Raw genomic sequence first — 18,101 nt, 5'->3', positions numbered from 1 at the left:
GATTTTCCATTTCAAAAAGGGAATCAAAAAATCTGGGGATAACAGCGATCGGAAGATGGTACTGCAATCGGAGTGACCTCGTGTAAAATTGGTCTCGGTTCATCTTACATGAACAATAAAAAAAATCCCCAATCCTTGGACAAGGATCAGGGATGACGTCTCGCATATGGCGATCTGTACATGTTCAACCAAGGGTTGTCCAAGCGCATAGAATAGCCCGAAACGCTGTCCTTTCCTCGAAGGAACACCGGTTTGTACGTCCAGGGCAGGTAACCTGACTTACAGGAATCATCCTGTTTTACAGTGGCGGGACCGTGCCGGATTTGCACCGGCTTCCCCATTTCACCCTTGTGTGTTTCATGACTCGTACTAAATTTGCCATGAAAACAGCCTTCACACGCGGGACCCTTGGTCGCTGATATGGTAAACCATTGTCGTGTAATTTCTGCATGCTACATACTCGTTCAGGCTTCACAGCCTGCAGCGAATCTGCATCCATGCTGAAGTCACACTTCTGTTGTGATTATAGGGTATATTGTACATCCTTACAACCCGATTGGCGGAAAAGTCACTATGCTGCCAAACCAATGATTCCCCTGTTGTTCAAGCTGAACCTGAATCACCTGTCCCGGTACGACATGTGTATCCCAGAACCCAAGCCCGGCAATCAGACGGGACAAGGCATACCGGATGACACCACCATGCGTAACCACAACTATGGTTGACTCGCGCCCCTCATCAACGTGCATTGAAGGACGACCCTCCAACAACATCACTTGGAGAAAGGAATCCAACCGTCCGGTAAACTCCTGCCACGATTCCCCGCCGGGCGGAGTGACTTCCTGCGGCGTATCAATCCAGTTTCGGTACACAGGGTTATCCTTAAGCTGATCATACGTCAGCCCTTCCCACTGTCCAAAATCATTCTCGCGCAGGCGCGAGTCGAACTTCACCTGTCCGATGGCATCAGGAAGAATCTGTTCCAGCGTCTGTCGGCAGCGAAGTAGATCACTGCAATATACCTCATTCCACGAAACACCGCTCAATTGTTCATGAAGCGGAGCCAGCTCTTCTTTGGCATTTGGCAGCAGACCGATGTCGGTATGCCCCAGGTATCTTTTTTCCACATTCCACAACGTTGTCCCATGACGGACCCACAGAATGTTTCGTTTCAGCGGCCCGGGTTGATCCCTATGTACTTCATTGCCTGCATTCTCTTCATTTACGGCCATAACAACGTCCCTCCTGCCAGCCACACACCCAGCGTTATGAACACGCATAGTACCACAAAAGCCCCTGCCGACCAGAACATCAGACGTGACGTTTGCACAATATCCTCGGCTTCCATCGGCCGTGTGGCTTCACCCATGTAGGCACGAAATGAAGCAACGCCGTGATACACGTTATGTCCGCCAAGCCGGATGCCCAGTGCTCCAGCCACCGCTGATTCGGGAAAACCGCTATTCGGACTTGGATGTAGTCTTGCATCCCGTGCAACCATGCGTGCTGCTCCTTTGGCGTCCAGCTTCATGACCCAGGCACCCACGATTAACAGAATCGCGGTCAGCCGGGCAGGTATCCAGTTCGCCACATCATCCAGACGGGCCGAGGCCCAGCCAAGATGCAGATACTTGTCATTTTTATATCCAACCATGGAATCCAGCGTGTTGACGGCGCGATAAGCCATAGCAAGCGGAGCGCCTCCAATGAGCGCATAGAATAACGGCGATACAATGGCATCCACGATATTTTCGGCAACCGTCTCTACCGTTCCCCGCACAACCTCGGGTTCATCCAGATGCGCCGTATCACGTCCAACAATCATGCCCAGTGAACGTCTGGCCGCCGGCCAATCCTGCTGCTTCAGATGACGATATACTTCCATGCCTGCATCCTTCAGCCCTTTTGAAGCAATGGTCGTTGCAATGAGCACCACTTCAGCTACCGCTGCAATGACAGGATGAATCAGCCTAAGAACATATACGAGTCCCCAAGTGATGGCAAAAGAACCCCCCGCAATCACAATCGGGAACAACAGCCCGGCTCTCTTCAGCCCCGAATCTGTGTTCACACGCGAGCGAATGACACGCTCCAACGCCGAGATGCCTTTTCCCATGCCAATCACCGGATGGGGAATCCAGCGCGGATCTCCAATACATCGGTCCAACAGGTACGCCAGTATAATAATCCAGGCTCCCGCCATGCCTGTCCAGAACGGCCAGGTCCATAGATGCTCCACCTCAAAAGTCATTTGTTCCTGACCCTCTCTTTCCATAACAGTCCGGCCCGAAGGCTTTCCGTTACCGTGTCGTATACCAATCTGCCAATCGCCGCCCCTGCCGTAGTTGCTGTCCCGGCATAAGTGATCATCGGATGAGGTTCCTCCACTGCCTGACGTACCGCCAACACAATGGCATCGGTTGTAGTACCGGTGGCGGGCAACCCGTTCTCCGAATCCAGAACACCCGCATCCGCCAGCGCGGCCGCTTTGGCTTCCACCGCCGTCTGTACTGCATTCACCATCGCCCCGCTGGTCATGCGTCCATTCAACCAGAGCATGATGTTAATTGTACCCGGGACATAGGATGGCATCGTCAGATTCCGTGCTGAAGGAGCAGATCGCTCCCTGCCGGAAGACATCGTCTTATTTCCCGCCGCATCAAATACCGTTCTCTCCGACCCCGCTCGTGCGGCATTTGATACACCCGCAGTGGTGCAGCACAGAAGGCCAAATTCATCACTTGTATATTCCCGAATGGAGGTATGCTCCAGCCTTACGGCCGTCAATAATCCGGCACATTGATCGCGTGGCTCATGCCATTCATTCAGCGCTTGTTCGATATCACGCGGCGGATCATCACAGCGGTAATGCCTGTCCACATAGAGGTTAAATATGCGATCCAGTTCAAGCATCCCGCCGCCATATACCGCACTCGACAGCGCTTGGGCAGACCTTGGGCTCTGAGCTTTGATATGTCGTTCATGTGCGGATATGTTCAGTCCCGGCCAGGAAGAGGAAGCATATTCATTCTCTTCTGTTTCTCCATTCGTAAAGTAGTTATAAAACGGGAGTGTCATTGCCGCTTCCCTCCCTGTTCCTCATCTTTCGTCTGATCGACATTCGGATATCCCTTGGTTTCCAGCACGCTGCCCAGCCCTTCCAGTAATGTAGCATTGGCATCTGCATCCTTGACCGCGAAACGTACATGCCCTTTGTCAAGCCCCGGATACATGGCACAGCTGCGAATCAGAATGCCTCTTCGGCCCAGCGCCTCCTGCATTGATGCCGCTGTCCAAGGGGCCGGCACACGTGCCAAAATAAAGTTCGCCTCTCCCGGTGTCACCGCACATCCGTACGCCTTCAGCCCTTCGATGAGATGCCCCCGTTCCCGCGTGATCTGTGACATGGTCTCCTGTTCGTACCGTTCTCCACTGCGCAGACAGGCTTCCCCTGCCATGAGCGCCAGACCGTTGACACTCCAGGTCACCTGTTTCTTTGTCATCGCCTGAATGTATTCGGCACGGCCCAGAGCATATCCGAGACGCAAGCCCGGTATGGCATAAAACTTTGTCATCGAGCGAATGATGATCACATTCGGATAGTCATTCAGATGTGTTGCCAGGGACTGACGCCGGTCTAACGGAATAAAATCCATAAAGGCCTCGTCAATGACAAGTACGGTTCCCGTTTCTTCCGCTTTGCGGGCAAGCCTTTGTAATACCTCAAGTGGATATTGTACACCGTTTGGATTGTTGGGCTGGCCGAGGAAGAGCAGGTCTACCTTTTCCATGAGCTCCTCGATTTCCTCGGGTTCCGCTCGCCACGCCAGTTCTTCTCTTCCCTCCGTATGCACAACCTCGGCACCGAATTGTCGTGCCAACGACCGGTACTCCGAAAATCCCGGTTCCACCGTACCCACCTTGCGCGGGGCAAGCCCCAGCAGAATGAGCGCCATGCTTTCGGCTGCGCCGTTGCCCACGGAAATCAGCTCCTGCATCACACCAAGACGCTCGCTCAGCAGTGCTTTGAATCCGCGATGCGCCGGATCGGGATACCGAATCACCGACTGCAATCCTTGCTGTATAGCCTCCAGCACCCCTCTGGGTGGACCGAGTGGATTAATGTTGGCACTGAAATCCAGAAAATCAGCGGCTTCCCTCCCAAATCGTGACGCAGCCGTCTCCACGTCCCCGCCATGTCCGAACACTTCGATATAACCGGTCATTCTTCCGTCATCCTTTCTGTATGTCCTTTTTATTATGGATGGCACGGGAGGTGTGGGTCAATCCTGTTTTCTTTGTGTCCCAACCATAATTCGTTTACAATAGAAGAGGAATTTCGGTTCCTTTTGATATACAAGGTTCACTACATAAGGGACTAGCAATCCCTCACATACATTAATGGAGGAATGACCATGCTGTTTGTAGACAACCAGGGCATTACAGATCCTTCTGTAAACCTTGCGATTGAGGAGTACATTCTGAAACATCTGCCGATGGAGGATGACAGCTATCTGCTGTTCTACATCAACCGTCCGTCGATCATCATCGGAAAACATCAAAATACGATTGAAGAAATTAATATCGAGTACGTTCAGGATAACGGTGTGCAGGTGGTTCGTCGTCTTTCGGGAGGCGGAGCGGTATATCATGATCTGGGCAACCTGAATTTCAGTTTTATTACAGCGGATGACGGTCAATCCTTCCATAACTTCCGCAAGTTTACCCAGCCAGTGGTTGAAGCTTTGCACGAGCTTGGTGTAAATGCCGAGTTGACCGGGCGTAATGATCTGCAAGTCGGCGAAAAGAAAATTTCGGGCAATGCCCAGTTCTCCACACGTGGGCGTATGTTCAGTCATGGCACATTGATGTTTGATCTGAACCTGGAGCATGTTCAGGCTTCCCTGAACGTCAATCCCGAAAAATTCAAATCTAAGAGCACCAAATCCGTGCGCAGCCGGGTCGCCAACATACGGGATCTGATTGACACCAACCTGACGATTGAGCAGTTCCGCGATGAGCTGTTACGTCACATTTTCAGAATGGAGCCACAAGACGTCCCGCAATACAAGCTGACTGACAAGGACTGGGACAAAATCAAGGAAATTTCCGCTGAGCGTTATAACAACTGGGACTGGAACTATGGCTTGTCTCCGGAAAGCAATGTGAAGCACACTCGCAAATTCCCTGTCGGTATCATCGATCTGCGCATGAACATCAAGGATGGACGCATCGAAGATATCAAAATCTTTGGTGACTTCTTCGGTGTAGGCGATGTAGCTGATATCGAAAATATGCTGCGCGGCAAGCGGTATGAGGAAACCGAGGTGCGTACTGCACTTGAGGGCCTGGATGTAAAACATTACTTCGGCAACCTTGAGCTGGAAGACTTTATCGGCCTTGTTTTCCTGGAAGAGTAGGTATATAAGTTCAACCCAAGATTGTTTACACCTGCCACTCCGATGACAGAATAACCTTCCGATCGCTGTTATCCCCAGATTTTTTTGATTCCCTTCTTCAAAGGGAAAATCCGGGGATAGCTTATGCTTCCGATGTAGCTTTCTTTCAGAAAGCTTTCAGGCGAACGCTCCGCTTCTTCAGGTTTTTTCTGTCCTCTCCGTTATCGTGTAAAACGTTTAGTTGAACTGATATAGATTAAGTCGGGTATAGATACAAATAGATACAGATAAAAAAGGAGAGAAACACAGATGAGCTACAAATTGATTGCAATCGATATTGATGACACACTGATTAACGACAACAAAGAAGTAACCCCTGCTACACAGACAGCACTGGAACAAGCAGTTGCCCATGGTGTAACTGTAACGCTGGCGACTGGACGTGCTTATGCTTCCGCACAAGCGCTGGCTCGTCAAACCGGACTTAACGTTCCGATCATCACGTATCAAGGCGCATTGGTGAAAAACCTGCTGGACGAAAAAGTACTTTATGAGCGTTACGTTCCACAGGAAGCTTCCCGCAAATTGTATGATTACTGCCTGGAGAACAATCTCCACCTTCAAACATACATTGACGATAAGTTATATGCCCGTGAGGAAAACGACAAGCTGCGTGATTATGCCAAATTAAACGGCACCCAATATTATATCGAATCTGATTTCATCAAAGTCATCGAACAAAAAACACCAAAGTTGCTTATTATCGATGAGCCAGACTACTTGGATAAGGTTGCCGTTGACTTGCGTGAATTGCTCGGACCTCAAGTCCATATCACAAAGTCCAAACCTTACTTCCTGGAGATCATGCACAACGAAGGAACTAAAGGCCACGCCCTGACCTTCCTGGCTGACCATTTCGGTCACCAGCTCAGCGAGTGTATTGCCATCGGCGACTCCTGGAATGACCATGAGATGCTCGAAGTTGCTGGTCTTGGTGTAGCGATGGGAAATGCCATCCCTGCCCTGAAAGAGCTGGCGGATTACATTACGGCAAGTAATAACGAAGACGGCGTGAAAGAAGTTATCGAGAAGTTTGTGCTGAACGCAGAGTAAATAAGATCAACGAACAGCCCAGTCCGGCGAATTTCGCCGTGCAGGGCTGTTTTTTTGATTTTAAAAATATGTTCATTATCCTATTTAAACGATTATATTAGGTATATTTCTCTGTTATTTTTTATGTTTTGAGAGCAACAATGCGGTAACTTTCACGCACCACGATTTATTGTTTTACTTGCTCATGGCATGCTGGAAAGACTCAAGCAGTTTTTTTATTTGCCCATCAAATTCCAGTTGAAATGACGGAATGATCTCATCTATTCTTTGCTGGAATAACTCCGGATCTTGGACACCAAGCTCTGCTCTTAACTCCATTTCTTCTTCGGAACCGTTGTCGTTCAGGATCATGTTCAGGATTTCACCTTTAAAGTATTCACTTGGAGGAAGGATTAGAGCATTCATCAGGAACTGGGTAAAAAAGAGATGTTTATTATTTTCCTGACTCGCCTTTTTCATCGCCTGCTTAGTAAACAAGTTTATATACTTCTGAGCAAAAGTAACTCCTTTCATTCGGGAAGGCCCAACATGTTCGACCCCTTTCCAACGCAGATCGGCCACAGAACTAAGCCACCAGGCCGGTTCAATGGCCTGCTGCATACGGAGCAACACTTGGCGCTCAAACTGCGGCTCAGGATGCATTCGCTGCTCATCCAAGCATTTCCCTATGGTCTCGGCTTCAATTGCAGCAACCGTCATGCCTTGGCCATGGATCGGATCGAAGCTGCAAAATGCATCGCCAAGGACGAGTAATCCGGAGGGCCAATTCTCCATCAGTTCAAAATGTTGACGGACAGACTCGGAAATACGGTATCCCCGAGGCCCTTGAAAAGGCTCCAGCTGGTCTGCCAATGCTACGATTTCATCCGAAGCAAACAGATGTTTGATTTGCTCTTGGAACTCATCCGGATGAGTTGAAGGATATTCGTCTCCCCCTGCGTTGAACAGTAACAGTCCGGCGATATCATTTTCAATGCGCCACAACATGCCTGCACGAATTCCTTGCACAGGATCGGACTCTGTTATCACCGTTCCCCAGTCATTTTGAATAGAGGATGGTATCTTATAATAGCGGGTGCTGTAACCAAGAGACACCTTCAGCACTTCCGGCTCAGGCACGGACAACCCTATCTGTTCAAGCCATCTGATCAATTTGGAAGAACGTCCCGCGGCATCAATAACCATATCTGCTGCAAGCATTGCTTCCCGGTTATCCCGACCTCTTTCTTTGGTATACACGCCTGTAATCGAACGCTGATCTTCTGATGCCATTAACCCGGTAACCTCCGTACTCGTTAAGAAACTTATATGATCTATGTTCTGGACTCGCTGACGCAGTACCCATTCCAGCAGGGCTCTGCTGCTCGATGCAATTTTGAATGAGGAAGCAGCATTCGCCATATTAACTAATGTACCGTAGCGATTGGCAATCATAAACTTCTCTTCATGTGAAGGAATGGCACCAAGCGCGACCAATTCGTCATTGTATCCGGGAAAGTAATGTTCCAGAATGAGTCCGCCGCGCGGTAATACACGATGTGGATGAAAGGATTGAGGCACACCCTGCCGATTTGCCGGCTCAGAAGGCAATTCATCTCGCTCAATGATACATACCTCATCATAATAATCAGATAACATCCTTGCAGTGATTAACCCTGCAATACCTGCCCCGATCACCACAGCTTTTTTCATGTCGGACATCGCCACTTCATCCTCTCTAATCCATCATATTTCATCTACACTTGTAGCCCTATCAAAAAATTACTTATAATACCAATATACACTTGAAATCTCGTTCCATGTAAGAATCAATGTGTTGATACTATATAGCTAAACTACAATAAGGAACTGATGTAGATGAAAATGATTGATAAAAAGGTGGATTTGAGAGTTACCCGAACTCATAAATTGTTAACGATGGCGCTACTCGATCTGTTATGTGAGAAAGGCCAGCTATTCAGCAACCTCACAATTAATGAATTATGTGACAAAGCTATGGTTCACCGAACAACGTTTTACAAACATTTCAAGGATAAATTTGCTCTACTGTCCTCCACCCTAACTTGGGTCCTTCGGGATTATTTACACATGAATGTAGAAAATCGATTACAGCAGCCTTTGCAAAGCGTATCTAAAATTCTGTTCGGAAATGTACTGGAGACCATCGTGCAGAACCAACAGAAGGATGAGGGGTTTAACAACTTTTTCATACATTATATCGGAGAGATATTCAGACGGGATTTTCTGGAATTGAAGAGAAGAGGTAAACAATTTTCACCTCCCATAGAACTTGTAGCGGAGTTTCACTCGGGGGTGATTCGTTTACTTGTGACGTGGTGGATACAACATTTCGAAGAAAATGTTACGGCAGAACAGATGGATGAATATTACTACCTACTGGTGAATGAGAACATCATGTTGGAATAACAAACAGCTCAACCTAAAATCAATGGCTGATTTTGAGATTGAGCTGCATACTTTCAAACTTTACCTATTTTAGAACAGATTCGGAAGCCTGCACTGTCATCCTCGCACGACTTCTTTTCTTCAACCAGCCACTCACCTTCTCATTCATCGCCAGCAGACCTGAAACGACCAGCACTACACCGATCCATGTAACCCAGCTGACATGCTCACCGTAGACAACAGCACCAAGCCCTACGGCAATGGGTGGTGAAATGTATAACCATGTTGCTGGAAACAATGGGTTGGTGCGCGACATAATCCAATAGAACAGACTATGCCCCACCATGGAGCCGATGACAGTCAGATAGATCACCGACGACACAGCAGGCACCCAGTCGAGAGCAGACATATTCCACGATTCCGTTCCGACCGAGAGCAGGGATAACAGCAGTCCCCCATACATCATCTGCACCGCATTGATCGCTACAGGACTAGCCTCCTTGAACTGATGAATGACCTTTTTGGAGTACAATGCACCTGCTGAATAACAGACCTCCCCCACTAGTACCGCGATACAACCCCACATGAACAGGGAACCTGCACCAAGCGATACACCTGGCAACACAACCAGTACCACACCGGTGAACCCGATCAGGCAGCCCACAATCATACGGGCAGATGTTTTTTGTCGTAACAGCGCCGTCTGCATCAACATAATCATCAGCGGCCCTGTCGCCGACAGAATGGCACCCACACCCGAGCTCACATGCTGTTCGGCCCAATATAATGTGGCAAAGGTGCCGAAGGTCAGCCCCGCTCCCGTCAACAGCATCTCCTTGCGGAACAGGAGCGACCAGCTCACTTTGCCCTTCATCCTCATCCATGCAAACATCAGCGCTCCCGCGATTAAAAATCGCAATCCGGCTGACAGAAAAGGAGGCATGCCTGCCTCTACTCCAATTTTAATAGCCAGAAATGTTGTACCGAAAATAAGACACATAACCGTAAATGCAATCCCCACCATGATAACCACTCCTTTATCTGTTCTCCATCATATCTCATGGTCTACAGAACAGAATGAACAAAACAGAACAGTTTTCTCCCATTAGCTGTTACAATAGAGTTCAAAAGGAGTGTGAGCCGGGTGGGCAGAACCATGATGATGACAGATAACAGCCTGAAATTATATGAGCAAGTCATCCATTATCTCGTTGTACGTATAGAAGCGGGAGAGTGGGCCGAACATGAAAAACTGCCATCTGTACGAAGCCTGTCCGAGCTACTCGGCGTACATCGTCTGACCGTATTCAAAGCCTATCAGGAGTTAAAGGAACGTGGGAGTGTTTATGTGAAGGACAAATCTGGCTATTATGTCAGCCCAGCGACTCCATTCTCAGTAACGGATCAGGCGGATGATCCCGCCGTGTCTGCCTGGCTGCATTGGGATTCACTAGCACGGGTACAGTCCCTTGAAGCAGAATACCAGTTTTCCAAATCGTTAATCGATCCCTCTCTGTTGCCCAACCGTTATTGGGGAGAACTAATGCGTGATCTGCTAGATCAATATCCCCGTTTGCTCGGAACGTATTCCACGATTCAGGGAGATCTGGAATTGCGAAGTGCGCTGGCAAGCCATCTAACGAAAAAAGAACGCTTCTATCTCTCCGCAGACGAAGTGCTCATTACTTCGGGGGCGCAGCAAGCGATTGATGTCATCTCGCGGACGCTGGTCAAACCCGGAGATCGGGTGTTGATGGAACGGCCTACGTACGGACCGGCAATGGAGATTTTCCGCAAACAAGGTGCTCGTCTGATCTTTACGGATATTCACTCGGATGGTTATGATCTGGAGCAGATCGAACATCTGATGAAATCGGAGAAACCACGCTTATTCTACACGACGCCAACTTTTCATAATCCAACTGGCGTTAACGTTCCAGTAGAACAGCGCAAGCAGTTACCCGAACTTGCAGAACAGTATGGATGTTTTTTGCTCGAAGACGATAGCACCTATGATATCTATTTTAAGGAGAAACCTCCTGCACCCATTTTCACCTACGACACTACTGGACACACCCTGTACATCCGCAGTTACAGCAAGTATGTTGCACCCGGGCTACGGATTGCAGCCATCATATGCCGCCAGCGATTCATGCCAGGACTACAGGCTGTAAAATCACTGACAGATAACGGATCGCCCCTTCTGAACCAGAAGCTTTTTCTCCGTTATTTTCAGTCAGAACGCATGCATCAACATCTGTCCAAGCTGCGGACCGCCATCCAGCTACGGATGGAAGTGATGGAACAATCTCTGCTGGAAACGGACTGGACGTGGACCCGGCCGGAGGGCGGACTCAACTTTTGGGTAGAGCTTCCTGAGGGTGTGGATACAGGGAGACTGCTTCACCGATGCATGGAACAATCCGTTGCCTTTGTACCCGGAACCGTATTTGATTCTTCGGATCATTCAGCCAGTCGCAAGCTGCGCCTGTCCTTCTCTTATGCACATGAGCAGCAGATTCGGGAAGGCATGAACAGGCTCATTACGCTTGCGAAAGAAATGTAACATTTTGATACTCTTGGATTGAAGCCAATCCGAAGAATATCAAGTGCAATTTGTCACTCGTATCGCTGCATCAAAAAAAGTCGCCTTATGGCGACTTTACTTTTGGTGTTCTATAGTATTTACCTTATTTACCTGCACCCGCTCTGTGCTTAGAGGTCTTTTCTTGCAAACAAGCGAATGGTAATGAGATAGGACAGCAAAAACAAACCTATAATGCCTACAGAAACCAATGCCATTGTCGTTGTGGTAATTATACCGTTCTCGTTGGCCATATTCATCAGGTACGCAACGGGTTGCGCCAGTATAATCATGCAGACCATGAATATCGCATTGATGATACCAGCACCTTTTTTGCTAAGTCCGTAGAAAAGAGGCATGTATATGGAAACTAATACAAGCACCATGCCTACGGCAATGACAATATCCCTAAGTGAATAATTCGGCTTGTTCAGTTCAGGATAATTCAGGTTCACAAGCTGGTGAATCCCAAACGACGCGAGTACCCCGAATAACGTATAGATTATAGCAGAAAGGTACTTGGCTTTTACAATCTGTTTGCGGCTAACGGGGAGTGTGACCAGGAAATTGTGATTATGGTTCTTGATATCAATCATGGTTGCCAGCATGACCGAACCAAAGGCTGTGTAGATGCCTACAAAATACATTGACATTTCACTCTTAGGTATAAAGGCGAGACTAAATACCACCAGGTATAACCCAATCGTCCACAGTGAACTTTTTAGTACAATGAAATCTTTACGAAGCAAGTTAAGCATATTTGCGTCCTCCCTTCGCAGTAAAATAAATGAGGTCTTCTAACGTAGGTCTTTGTAAAAGAGCTAACCTGCCAAATAACTGTTCGGCCTCTGCCTTATGATCCGACAATGCTTCAAAACCAACGGCTGTCTCGCGTATTCCGATGAAATGTTTCCGAATGTCGGAATCAAGCAGACCCATATCCCCTTTTACAATCGTATACCTTTCCAGCACATCATCTTTTGCCTCGTTAAACACCAGTTTCCCTTGATGAATAAACGTAATGTAGTCTGCAATACGTTCCAGATCCGTCGTAATATGCGTTGAGAAAATAATAGACCTTGTTTCGTCCTGTATCATATCTGCAAGCAGATCAAGCAGTTCCCGCCTAAACACAGGATCAAGCCCGGATGTCGGTTCATCCATAATCAGCAGATCCGCTTCATGCGACAAAGCTACGGCGAGAGAATACTTAATCTTCATGCCTTTGGACAGATCCTGGATTTTCTTTTTGGGAGACAGTTCGAACTGATCTAAGTAGTCATTGAACGCTTTATTATCCCATTTGGTGTAAAAAGGAGCGATCATTTGTGTCATCTCCCGGATCGTTAGATGCTCATAATAAAAGCATTCATCTGACACAATGCCAAGGCGTTGCTTGATATCAACTTCCTGATTTGGCATCTCACTGCCCAATGTCTTGAGGCTCCCCTTATCGGGTTGGATCAGACCCGTGATCATTTTGATCAAAGTACTCTTTCCCGCCCCATTCGGACCAATAAGTCCCGTGATATACCCTTTTTTCACATCCAGAGATACATTATCTACTTTAAATAAGGGATACGTTTTGGTTACATTACGTAATTCGATAGCGTTCATTATGCTTATTCCTCCTCAACCAACAATGTAAGATGATGGATTACATCCTGTGAACTCATGCCCAGTTCTCTGCTCTCACGAATCACTTCGAGCATCTTCTCTTCCAATTGTTTCATCCGCCGCTCTCGAATAAAGTCCTGATTGGCTCCGGATACAAAGCTCCCTTTGCCTACAACTGAATCGATCAGTTTCTCCTTCTCCAGCTCTTCATAGACACGTTTAGTTGTAATAACACTGACTTGCAGATCCTTGGCGAGCTGCCGAATGGAGGGAAGACTATCTCCAGCAACGAATTCTCCGCTCAAGATGCTCTGTCTGATCTGAGTTAGAATCTGCATGTAGATCGGATCGCTCGAAGCATTCGATATTAAAATGTTAATCTTTCCTCACCTCATTGATGTTACGTAGTTTCCAGTAGGTATAGTGTGTATATATAATATATACACTATACCTACCGATGGTCAATCTTTATTTCACATTATTCTCATTCTGATTCGATCCATAGACACGGGCTAGCTAATCTGGACGACAAAAAGAGGACGTCAGTTTCCTGTTCGTCCTCTTGATTAATCAAGCCCGAAAGGTCATATGACCTCCCAGGCTAATGTTATGTGCTGGATATGACCTTATCCACCAATCCATATTCGACTGCTTCCGCAGCCGTCAGGAAATAGTCTCGATCCGAGTCCTTCTCAATCCGCTCAATTGACTGTCCTGTATGGTCGGCTAACAGCTTGTTAAGACGTTGACGATGCTGAATGATGCGGTTAGCATGAATCAGCATATCCGACGCCTGCCCTCGCGTACCGCCATGTGGCTGATGGATCATGATCTCACTGTTGGGCAGCGCCATACGTTTACCTTTTGTTCCACCTACCAGCAATATCGTGCCAAAGCTTGCCGCCATCCCTGTACAGATTGTGGAGATATCCGGCTTCACAAATTGCATCGTGTCATAGATCGAAAATCCCGCAGTCACCGACCCACCAGGGCTGTTGATGTACATCTGGATGTCCTTTTCCGGGTCCTCTGCAGTCAAAAACAATAACTGGGCCACGATGGCATTTGCCATCTGATCCTCAATTTCTCCAGACACCATAATGATCCGATCTTTGAGCAAACGTGAATAAATATCATAACTCCGCTCTCCGCGAGCTGTCTGTTCCACTACATAGGGCACTACATTCATGTGTGTCGCCTCCTCGGTTTAGGCAACCATGTTGACCGTGTATCCGCCTCCATACGACATCGAGTTCATGCCAGAAGTGGAGTACCCGTACATCATTGGCTGCGTGGATGGAGACGGCAAAGTCTGCTGCAAAATCGTCCCCGCCACAGCCATCGGATCATCAGTCCGATTCAGGCACAGATCAATGATTCGGGCTGTATCTCCATTACGAAATGCCAGCAGATAGCTGCGCAGTTCCTCCCGATTGTCCTCGACTGCGCCTTCCTCATACTGAAATTCTGTGTCCGATTGTTCCAACCTGTGCCTCACTTCAGCTATGGCAGAGCGTGCACGACTTAACGCTGCTTTCACAGCACCTTCTGTCGTATCCAGCATTTCCGCAGTCTCTGCCGCCCTATAACCCATTAATTCACTTAATACATATATCACTCGCTGCCACGGTGGTAGCGTATTTACAAGAAGTTGTACGGCAGACTCCAATTCCTCGAATCGCCTTTCCTCCTCCATTTCGTGTAGGAGCGGCTTCAAGCTATCCAGTTTATAAGCCAATCTCTCTCGCTGACGTAAGATATCAATCCAGCTGTTGCGTGCAATACGAATCAGATAAGCTTCCCAGTTTATATCTTTATTCATCCCGGAAGTTCCAACCACTCTCGACGACAACACTTTGAGACAGGTCTCTTGAACCAGATCCTCCGTGTCTGGAACTGATTTCGTCAGAGATAGACAATACGCATACAACGAACCCATCAGATCGGGTAGTACGGTATGGATGCTTGGGTTCAATTGATTTTTTCTGTCGTTTCCATTTAATTCAATATCGAATTTATCTTGTTTACCATCATCATGTGGTCTGTTGATTCTGCAATCCACGGACTTCACAAAGGCCATCTTGGGGGCCCCCCTTTGCTGGTTCCTGATTGATTTTGACTTACACTATGTAAACGAAGAACCCCTTGTAAAGGATACGCTCTTCTGAATTTATTTTTGTTACGCTAGTTAAGTTGAGTTACGCATTCGTTTCCAGCTTTAATGTTCCAAGCGGCACCTTCATCCCGGTAAGGGCAATCGTAATACCTTGATCCAGATTATAATTCTGCCGTACATCGACGTCATGAGACATATGTGTAAAATATGTATGAACTGGATTCAGTTCCCACAGCAGCTCCTGCGCCTCACGCATATCGTACACGGAACGTGTTGAGAATTCCGCAAGTTCATGCACAAAGCTTGTTCCAAGCACCAGCAGATCCAGTCCGTGCAACGGCTCTTTCTCGGCATCCTTCAGGTCAATAGCGTCTGAACAATACGCCCAGCTATACCCACCCTGATCCAATCGATAGGCGTACGAATACCCGTTATGTCCATGGCATACTTTCCAGGAATGTACCTTCCAGTCGCCTAGTTCAATATCATCATCCGTTTCCAGAAAGTCCATATGACGACCCAACCAAGGAAACTGTCCCTGAATGGTGGCAATCACTTCGCGTGGTGCATACAAACGCCCCTTCACACCCAACCACCGGCATGCATCCGCCCATTCCGGCAATCCTCCAATATGGTCAAAATGGGCATGAGTGATGAGCAGCGTATGCACCATGCGCAATCCCTGATCCTCCATCTGTGATCTCCAGTCTGGTCCGCAGTCAATCATGAACTGTTCACCCGCACCATCCCCACCACCGTCAATCAGAACAGAAGAGCGTTTCCGTTTATTCTCCCCCGTAAGCCTTGCCTCTGTACATACTTCGCAATCACAATACACACGTGGAACGCCCATCGCATCGCCAGTGCCCAGAAATGTTAGCTGATTCAATCCGCATTCCCCCTGAATTAATGATATGTAGATTGTAATCGTCCACCTCCGTTTTTGCAAAAAAAAGACCATCCCGCTGCAGTTCTCCACTGCAATTCGGGACAGTCTGTGGTCTGACCGTTCACCGTCTGACCGTTCACCGTCAGACCTTCATCTCCATGCTCCATGCTTCGCTCCATTCGGGAGCGTACGCTTCGTCAGCATGTGATGCAACCTTATAAGCGGGTCATCCGCATGAAGATCAGGCCTTACCTTTTAAACAGGCCACGACCGATTAATTCGAGTCACATCCACTCCGCGCTGGAACTATACCAGTGCCCGCAGCTTCAACGTCAGTTCCTGACCCGCAGGTACATCCTTCGAATCCGTAATGACCCAGTTCGATGCAAGCCGCTTCGCCAGTACCTCTGCCTGCTCCGGTTTCAACTGTAATCCGGTGATGATTCCTTCACCCACTGTGAAGTCTTTCTCGGGCTGTACCTTGAAGGCTTTCTCCAACCAGATTCCGAGTCCACCACGCGTGTTAAAGGTAATCCGGTAGCCATCTTTTACTGCTGCCTCCAGATTTTCACCATGTTCATCCGCATACGAGAAAAATTCGGTATATCGGTATTCCTCTTCAGACACGGCGTCAAAAGCGGAAACGTCTTTCGCTTGAATAGCTTTTAAAATTTCTTCCTCAGGCATCCCCTTACCGCGGGCCTGCTCCAGTCGAATTGCTGTACTTTGGGATAATTTGATCTCTGCACTCATCCAACTCACACCTTCCTGCTAGTACTATGTAACAATCATGATTCAGTATACCTCTATTATAACCTTTTGGCAGTAAAAAACCTCCATCTCTACTTCCATTGAAATGAAGGTTTAGTATCTACATGCTCGATTACCTATTCGATTACATCAGCAATACTCATAATCCAGCGAGCACCTGATACCACACGCCGCGTTTGGAGTACAACGTACTGCGTACCTCGTCCCATCCACCCAGATAGTTGATATCAAATAATCCTTCTGGCGTTGGAAATGTCGACTCCGTCTGTGCAAATACATCCGGATCTACTGAACGAAAACCATGCTTGGCAAAAATACGCTGCGCTTCTGGTGTACGCAGATATGCGACAAAGGCTTCTGCCAGTTCGCGATTTCCATGTTTATCGGCATATTTATTCACCACAACTGCCGGGTTCTCAATCAGGATCGTATTTTTTGGAATGACGATGTCATAATCTACACCTTTGGCGATCCGGGCAAGCAATTCATTTTCATACGTGACGATGACATCACCCACACCATATTCGAATGCCGCCATCGAAGAACGCCCACTCTTGTCCAATGATTCAACGTTACGATGTACCTGTTCGAGAAAAGCCTTGGCTGCGGCAGGATCTTTCTTCCCCTCTTGCTCCTCCGACAGTTTCAATCCGGCACCATAAATGGCATTAATGTCCCATTGTGCGCCTCCGGATGTCTTTGGATTGGGGTACAGTACCTTCACTCCCGGCTTCGTTAAATCCTGAAAATCACGAATCCCCAGCGGGTTGCCTGCTCTTGTTCCCAAAACAACAATCGAACGGGTGATCATGCCCTCATTAGGGGTCTGTTTCCAATCAGAACTAACCAGATCGGCTTTGACCAGCTTCTCGATATCACTCTCCATCGCGAGCAGGGCTACATCAGCCTCGAATCCACCAACGATGGCTCTTGCCTGTGTACCCGAAGCTTCGTAGGACTCCTGGAAGTTAATCGTCTGTCCGGTCTTTGCCTTCCACTCCTCCTGGAACTTGGGCAGCAATTCGCCTACAGCATCTTTGGCTACACTATAAGCACCAATCACCAGCGTATTGGATGAATCGTTACCAGCAGGCTCGTTCTGTTCGCTTGCCCCCTCCTGCTTGCTGCACCCAGCGGTCATGCAGACGAGCAGAAGCATGAGGGCAACATATAAGAGTATGGCTTTCTTCTTCCTCGTCTGCATGG

19 protein-coding genes and 1 riboswitch are annotated in these 18,101 nt (G+C 48.0%); of the genes, 4 read left to right on the top strand and 15 right to left on the bottom strand.

Annotation, left to right across the window (positions count from 1 at the left end; all coding sequences use genetic code 11):
* Window positions 1–246: 246 nt before the first annotated feature.
* Window positions 247–365: riboswitch (cobalamin riboswitch) on the bottom strand.
* 180 nt (window positions 366–545) lie between these two features.
* Genes MKY01_RS07570 through cobD form a run of 4 tightly spaced genes read right to left on the bottom strand, consistent with a single transcriptional unit; the run spans window position 546 to window position 4,226 of the window.
* Window positions 546–1,232 (bottom strand): histidine phosphatase family protein, encoded by a 687-nt coding sequence (locus MKY01_RS07570; RefSeq protein WP_339286065.1) that lies wholly within the window; start codon window positions 1,230–1,232, stop codon window positions 546–548.
* Window positions 1,223–2,203, bottom strand: coding sequence for an adenosylcobinamide-phosphate synthase CbiB (gene cbiB, locus MKY01_RS07565; protein ID WP_339287117.1), 981 nt, complete (start codon window positions 2,201–2,203; stop codon window positions 1,223–1,225). Before cbiB ends, MKY01_RS07570 begins: the two co-directional genes overlap by 10 nt.
* A 44-nt stretch (window positions 2,204–2,247) precedes the next feature.
* Window positions 2,248–3,078, bottom strand: coding sequence for an adenosylcobinamide amidohydrolase (locus MKY01_RS07560; RefSeq protein WP_339286063.1), 831 nt, complete (start codon window positions 3,076–3,078; stop codon window positions 2,248–2,250).
* Window positions 3,075–4,226 carry a threonine-phosphate decarboxylase CobD gene (gene cobD / locus MKY01_RS07555; RefSeq protein ID WP_339286062.1) on the bottom strand — a complete coding sequence of 384 codons (1,152 nt, stop codon included), beginning with the start codon at window positions 4,224–4,226 and terminating at the stop codon, window positions 3,075–3,077. The genes MKY01_RS07560 and cobD overlap by 4 nt, the downstream gene beginning before the upstream one ends.
* Before the next feature lie 189 nt (window positions 4,227–4,415).
* On the opposite strand from cobD, the gene MKY01_RS07550 reads away from it, so the two are divergent.
* Both MKY01_RS07550 and MKY01_RS07545 read left to right on the top strand, forming a co-directional pair.
* Complete coding sequence (locus MKY01_RS07550) at window positions 4,416–5,420, top strand: lipoate--protein ligase (RefSeq protein ID WP_036610740.1); 1,005 nt, start codon at window positions 4,416–4,418, stop codon at window positions 5,418–5,420.
* A gap of 288 nt (window positions 5,421–5,708) precedes the next feature.
* Window positions 5,709–6,512 (top strand): Cof-type HAD-IIB family hydrolase, encoded by an 804-nt coding sequence (locus MKY01_RS07545; RefSeq protein ID WP_036610742.1) that lies wholly within the window; start codon window positions 5,709–5,711, stop codon window positions 6,510–6,512.
* A 174-nt stretch (window positions 6,513–6,686) separates the two neighbouring features.
* Here the strand turns inward: MKY01_RS07545 and MKY01_RS07540 are convergent, their stop codons facing one another.
* A complete protein-coding gene (locus MKY01_RS07540) occupies window positions 6,687–8,213 on the bottom strand; it encodes an FAD-dependent monooxygenase (RefSeq protein ID WP_339286060.1) in 1,527 nt (508 codons plus the stop codon).
* 156 nt (window positions 8,214–8,369) lie between these two features.
* Here MKY01_RS07540 and MKY01_RS07535 point away from each other — a divergent pair, with 156 nt between their 5' ends.
* Window positions 8,370–8,939, top strand: a complete 570-nt coding sequence (locus MKY01_RS07535; RefSeq protein ID WP_339286059.1) for a TetR/AcrR family transcriptional regulator — start codon at window positions 8,370–8,372, stop codon at window positions 8,937–8,939.
* A gap of 64 nt (window positions 8,940–9,003) precedes the next feature.
* On the opposite strand, the gene MKY01_RS07530 is transcribed toward MKY01_RS07535, so the two are convergent.
* Window positions 9,004–9,942 (bottom strand): EamA family transporter, encoded by a 939-nt coding sequence (locus MKY01_RS07530; RefSeq protein WP_127544168.1) that lies wholly within the window; start codon window positions 9,940–9,942, stop codon window positions 9,004–9,006.
* A 120-nt stretch (window positions 9,943–10,062) separates the two neighbouring features.
* On the opposite strand from MKY01_RS07530, the gene MKY01_RS07525 reads away from it, so the two are divergent.
* Window positions 10,063–11,484 carry a PLP-dependent aminotransferase family protein gene (locus tag MKY01_RS07525; RefSeq protein WP_339286056.1) on the top strand — a complete coding sequence of 474 codons (1,422 nt, stop codon included), beginning with the start codon at window positions 10,063–10,065 and terminating at the stop codon, window positions 11,482–11,484.
* A gap of 149 nt (window positions 11,485–11,633) precedes the next feature.
* Here MKY01_RS07525 and MKY01_RS07520 read toward each other — a convergent pair whose 3' ends face one another.
* The 9 genes from MKY01_RS07520 to MKY01_RS07480 form a co-directional block, all read right to left on the bottom strand.
* Window positions 11,634–12,260, bottom strand: coding sequence for an ABC-2 transporter permease (locus MKY01_RS07520; RefSeq protein WP_036610749.1), 627 nt, complete (start codon window positions 12,258–12,260; stop codon window positions 11,634–11,636).
* On the bottom strand, window positions 12,253–13,119 hold the full coding sequence (locus MKY01_RS07515) for an ABC transporter ATP-binding protein (protein WP_036669112.1): 867 nt from the start codon (window positions 13,117–13,119) through the stop codon (window positions 12,253–12,255). The genes MKY01_RS07520 and MKY01_RS07515 overlap by 8 nt, the downstream gene beginning before the upstream one ends.
* A gap of 5 nt (window positions 13,120–13,124) precedes the next feature.
* The gene (locus MKY01_RS07510) at window positions 13,125–13,499 is read right to left on the bottom strand and encodes a GntR family transcriptional regulator (protein WP_339287116.1); all 375 of its coding nucleotides are present in this window, start codon (window positions 13,497–13,499) and stop codon (window positions 13,125–13,127) included.
* Between the two features lie 227 nt (window positions 13,500–13,726).
* Window positions 13,727–14,308: an ATP-dependent Clp endopeptidase proteolytic subunit ClpP gene (gene clpP / locus MKY01_RS07505; protein WP_036610761.1), complete on the bottom strand. Its 582-nt coding sequence runs from the start codon at window positions 14,306–14,308 to the stop codon at window positions 13,727–13,729.
* A gap of 18 nt (window positions 14,309–14,326) precedes the next feature.
* Window positions 14,327–15,199 (bottom strand): RNA polymerase sigma factor, encoded by an 873-nt coding sequence (locus tag MKY01_RS07500; protein WP_339286055.1) that lies wholly within the window; start codon window positions 15,197–15,199, stop codon window positions 14,327–14,329.
* A gap of 118 nt (window positions 15,200–15,317) precedes the next feature.
* Window positions 15,318–16,124 carry an MBL fold metallo-hydrolase gene (locus MKY01_RS07495; protein ID WP_339286054.1) on the bottom strand — a complete coding sequence of 269 codons (807 nt, stop codon included), beginning with the start codon at window positions 16,122–16,124 and terminating at the stop codon, window positions 15,318–15,320.
* 17 nt (window positions 16,125–16,141) lie between these two features.
* The gene (locus MKY01_RS07490) at window positions 16,142–16,291 is read right to left on the bottom strand and encodes a hypothetical protein (RefSeq protein ID WP_339286053.1); all 150 of its coding nucleotides are present in this window, start codon (window positions 16,289–16,291) and stop codon (window positions 16,142–16,144) included.
* A 139-nt stretch (window positions 16,292–16,430) separates the two neighbouring features.
* Window positions 16,431–16,877, bottom strand: coding sequence for a hypothetical protein (locus MKY01_RS07485; protein WP_074094008.1), 447 nt, complete (start codon window positions 16,875–16,877; stop codon window positions 16,431–16,433).
* A 157-nt stretch (window positions 16,878–17,034) separates the two neighbouring features.
* Window positions 17,035–18,099 (bottom strand): sulfate ABC transporter substrate-binding protein, encoded by a 1,065-nt coding sequence (locus MKY01_RS07480; RefSeq protein ID WP_339286049.1) that lies wholly within the window; start codon window positions 18,097–18,099, stop codon window positions 17,035–17,037.
* Between the last annotated feature and the right edge of the window lie 2 nt (window positions 18,100–18,101).

Origin of the sequence: Paenibacillus sp. FSL R5-0486 (assembly GCF_037975155.1) — a bacterium.
Lineage (GTDB): Bacteria > Bacillota > Bacilli > Paenibacillales > Paenibacillaceae > Paenibacillus > Paenibacillus amylolyticus.
The sequence above is the reverse complement of the archived record's forward strand: the minus strand, read 5'-3'. Positions and strand labels throughout refer to the sequence as shown.

What these genes read in the sequence shown, in the direction of transcription:
- clpP (WP_036610761.1), bottom strand. Translation starts at nt 14,308, where the DNA reads ATGAATGTAGTGCCCTATGTAGTGGAACAGACAGCTCGCGGAGAGCGG.
- MKY01_RS07480 (WP_339286049.1), bottom strand. Translation starts at nt 18,099, where the DNA reads ATGCAGACGAGGAAGAAGAAAGCCATACTCTTATATGTTGCCCTCATG.
- cobD (WP_339286062.1), bottom strand. Translation starts at nt 4,226, where the DNA reads ATGACCGGTTATATCGAAGTGTTCGGACATGGCGGGGACGTGGAGACG.
- MKY01_RS07540 (WP_339286060.1), bottom strand. Translation starts at nt 8,213, where the DNA reads ATGTCCGACATGAAAAAAGCTGTGGTGATCGGGGCAGGTATTGCAGGG.
- MKY01_RS07500 (WP_339286055.1), bottom strand. Translation starts at nt 15,199, where the DNA reads ATGGCCTTTGTGAAGTCCGTGGATTGCAGAATCAACAGACCACATGAT.
- MKY01_RS07520 (WP_036610749.1), bottom strand. Translation starts at nt 12,260, where the DNA reads ATGCTTAACTTGCTTCGTAAAGATTTCATTGTACTAAAAAGTTCACTG.
- MKY01_RS07550 (WP_036610740.1), top strand. Translation starts at nt 4,416, where the DNA reads ATGCTGTTTGTAGACAACCAGGGCATTACAGATCCTTCTGTAAACCTT.
- MKY01_RS07530 (WP_127544168.1), bottom strand. Translation starts at nt 9,942, where the DNA reads ATGGTGGGGATTGCATTTACGGTTATGTGTCTTATTTTCGGTACAACA.
- MKY01_RS07545 (WP_036610742.1), top strand. Translation starts at nt 5,709, where the DNA reads ATGAGCTACAAATTGATTGCAATCGATATTGATGACACACTGATTAAC.
- MKY01_RS07560 (WP_339286063.1), bottom strand. Translation starts at nt 3,078, where the DNA reads ATGACACTCCCGTTTTATAACTACTTTACGAATGGAGAAACAGAAGAG.
- MKY01_RS07485 (WP_074094008.1), bottom strand. Translation starts at nt 16,877, where the DNA reads ATGAGTGCAGAGATCAAATTATCCCAAAGTACAGCAATTCGACTGGAG.
- MKY01_RS07570 (WP_339286065.1), bottom strand. Translation starts at nt 1,232, where the DNA reads ATGGCCGTAAATGAAGAGAATGCAGGCAATGAAGTACATAGGGATCAA.
- MKY01_RS07490 (WP_339286053.1), bottom strand. Translation starts at nt 16,291, where the DNA reads ATGGAGCATGGAGATGAAGGTCTGACGGTGAACGGTCAGACGGTGAAC.
- MKY01_RS07535 (WP_339286059.1), top strand. Translation starts at nt 8,370, where the DNA reads ATGAAAATGATTGATAAAAAGGTGGATTTGAGAGTTACCCGAACTCAT.
- cbiB (WP_339287117.1), bottom strand. Translation starts at nt 2,203, where the DNA reads ATGGCGGGAGCCTGGATTATTATACTGGCGTACCTGTTGGACCGATGT.
- MKY01_RS07515 (WP_036669112.1), bottom strand. Translation starts at nt 13,119, where the DNA reads ATGAACGCTATCGAATTACGTAATGTAACCAAAACGTATCCCTTATTT.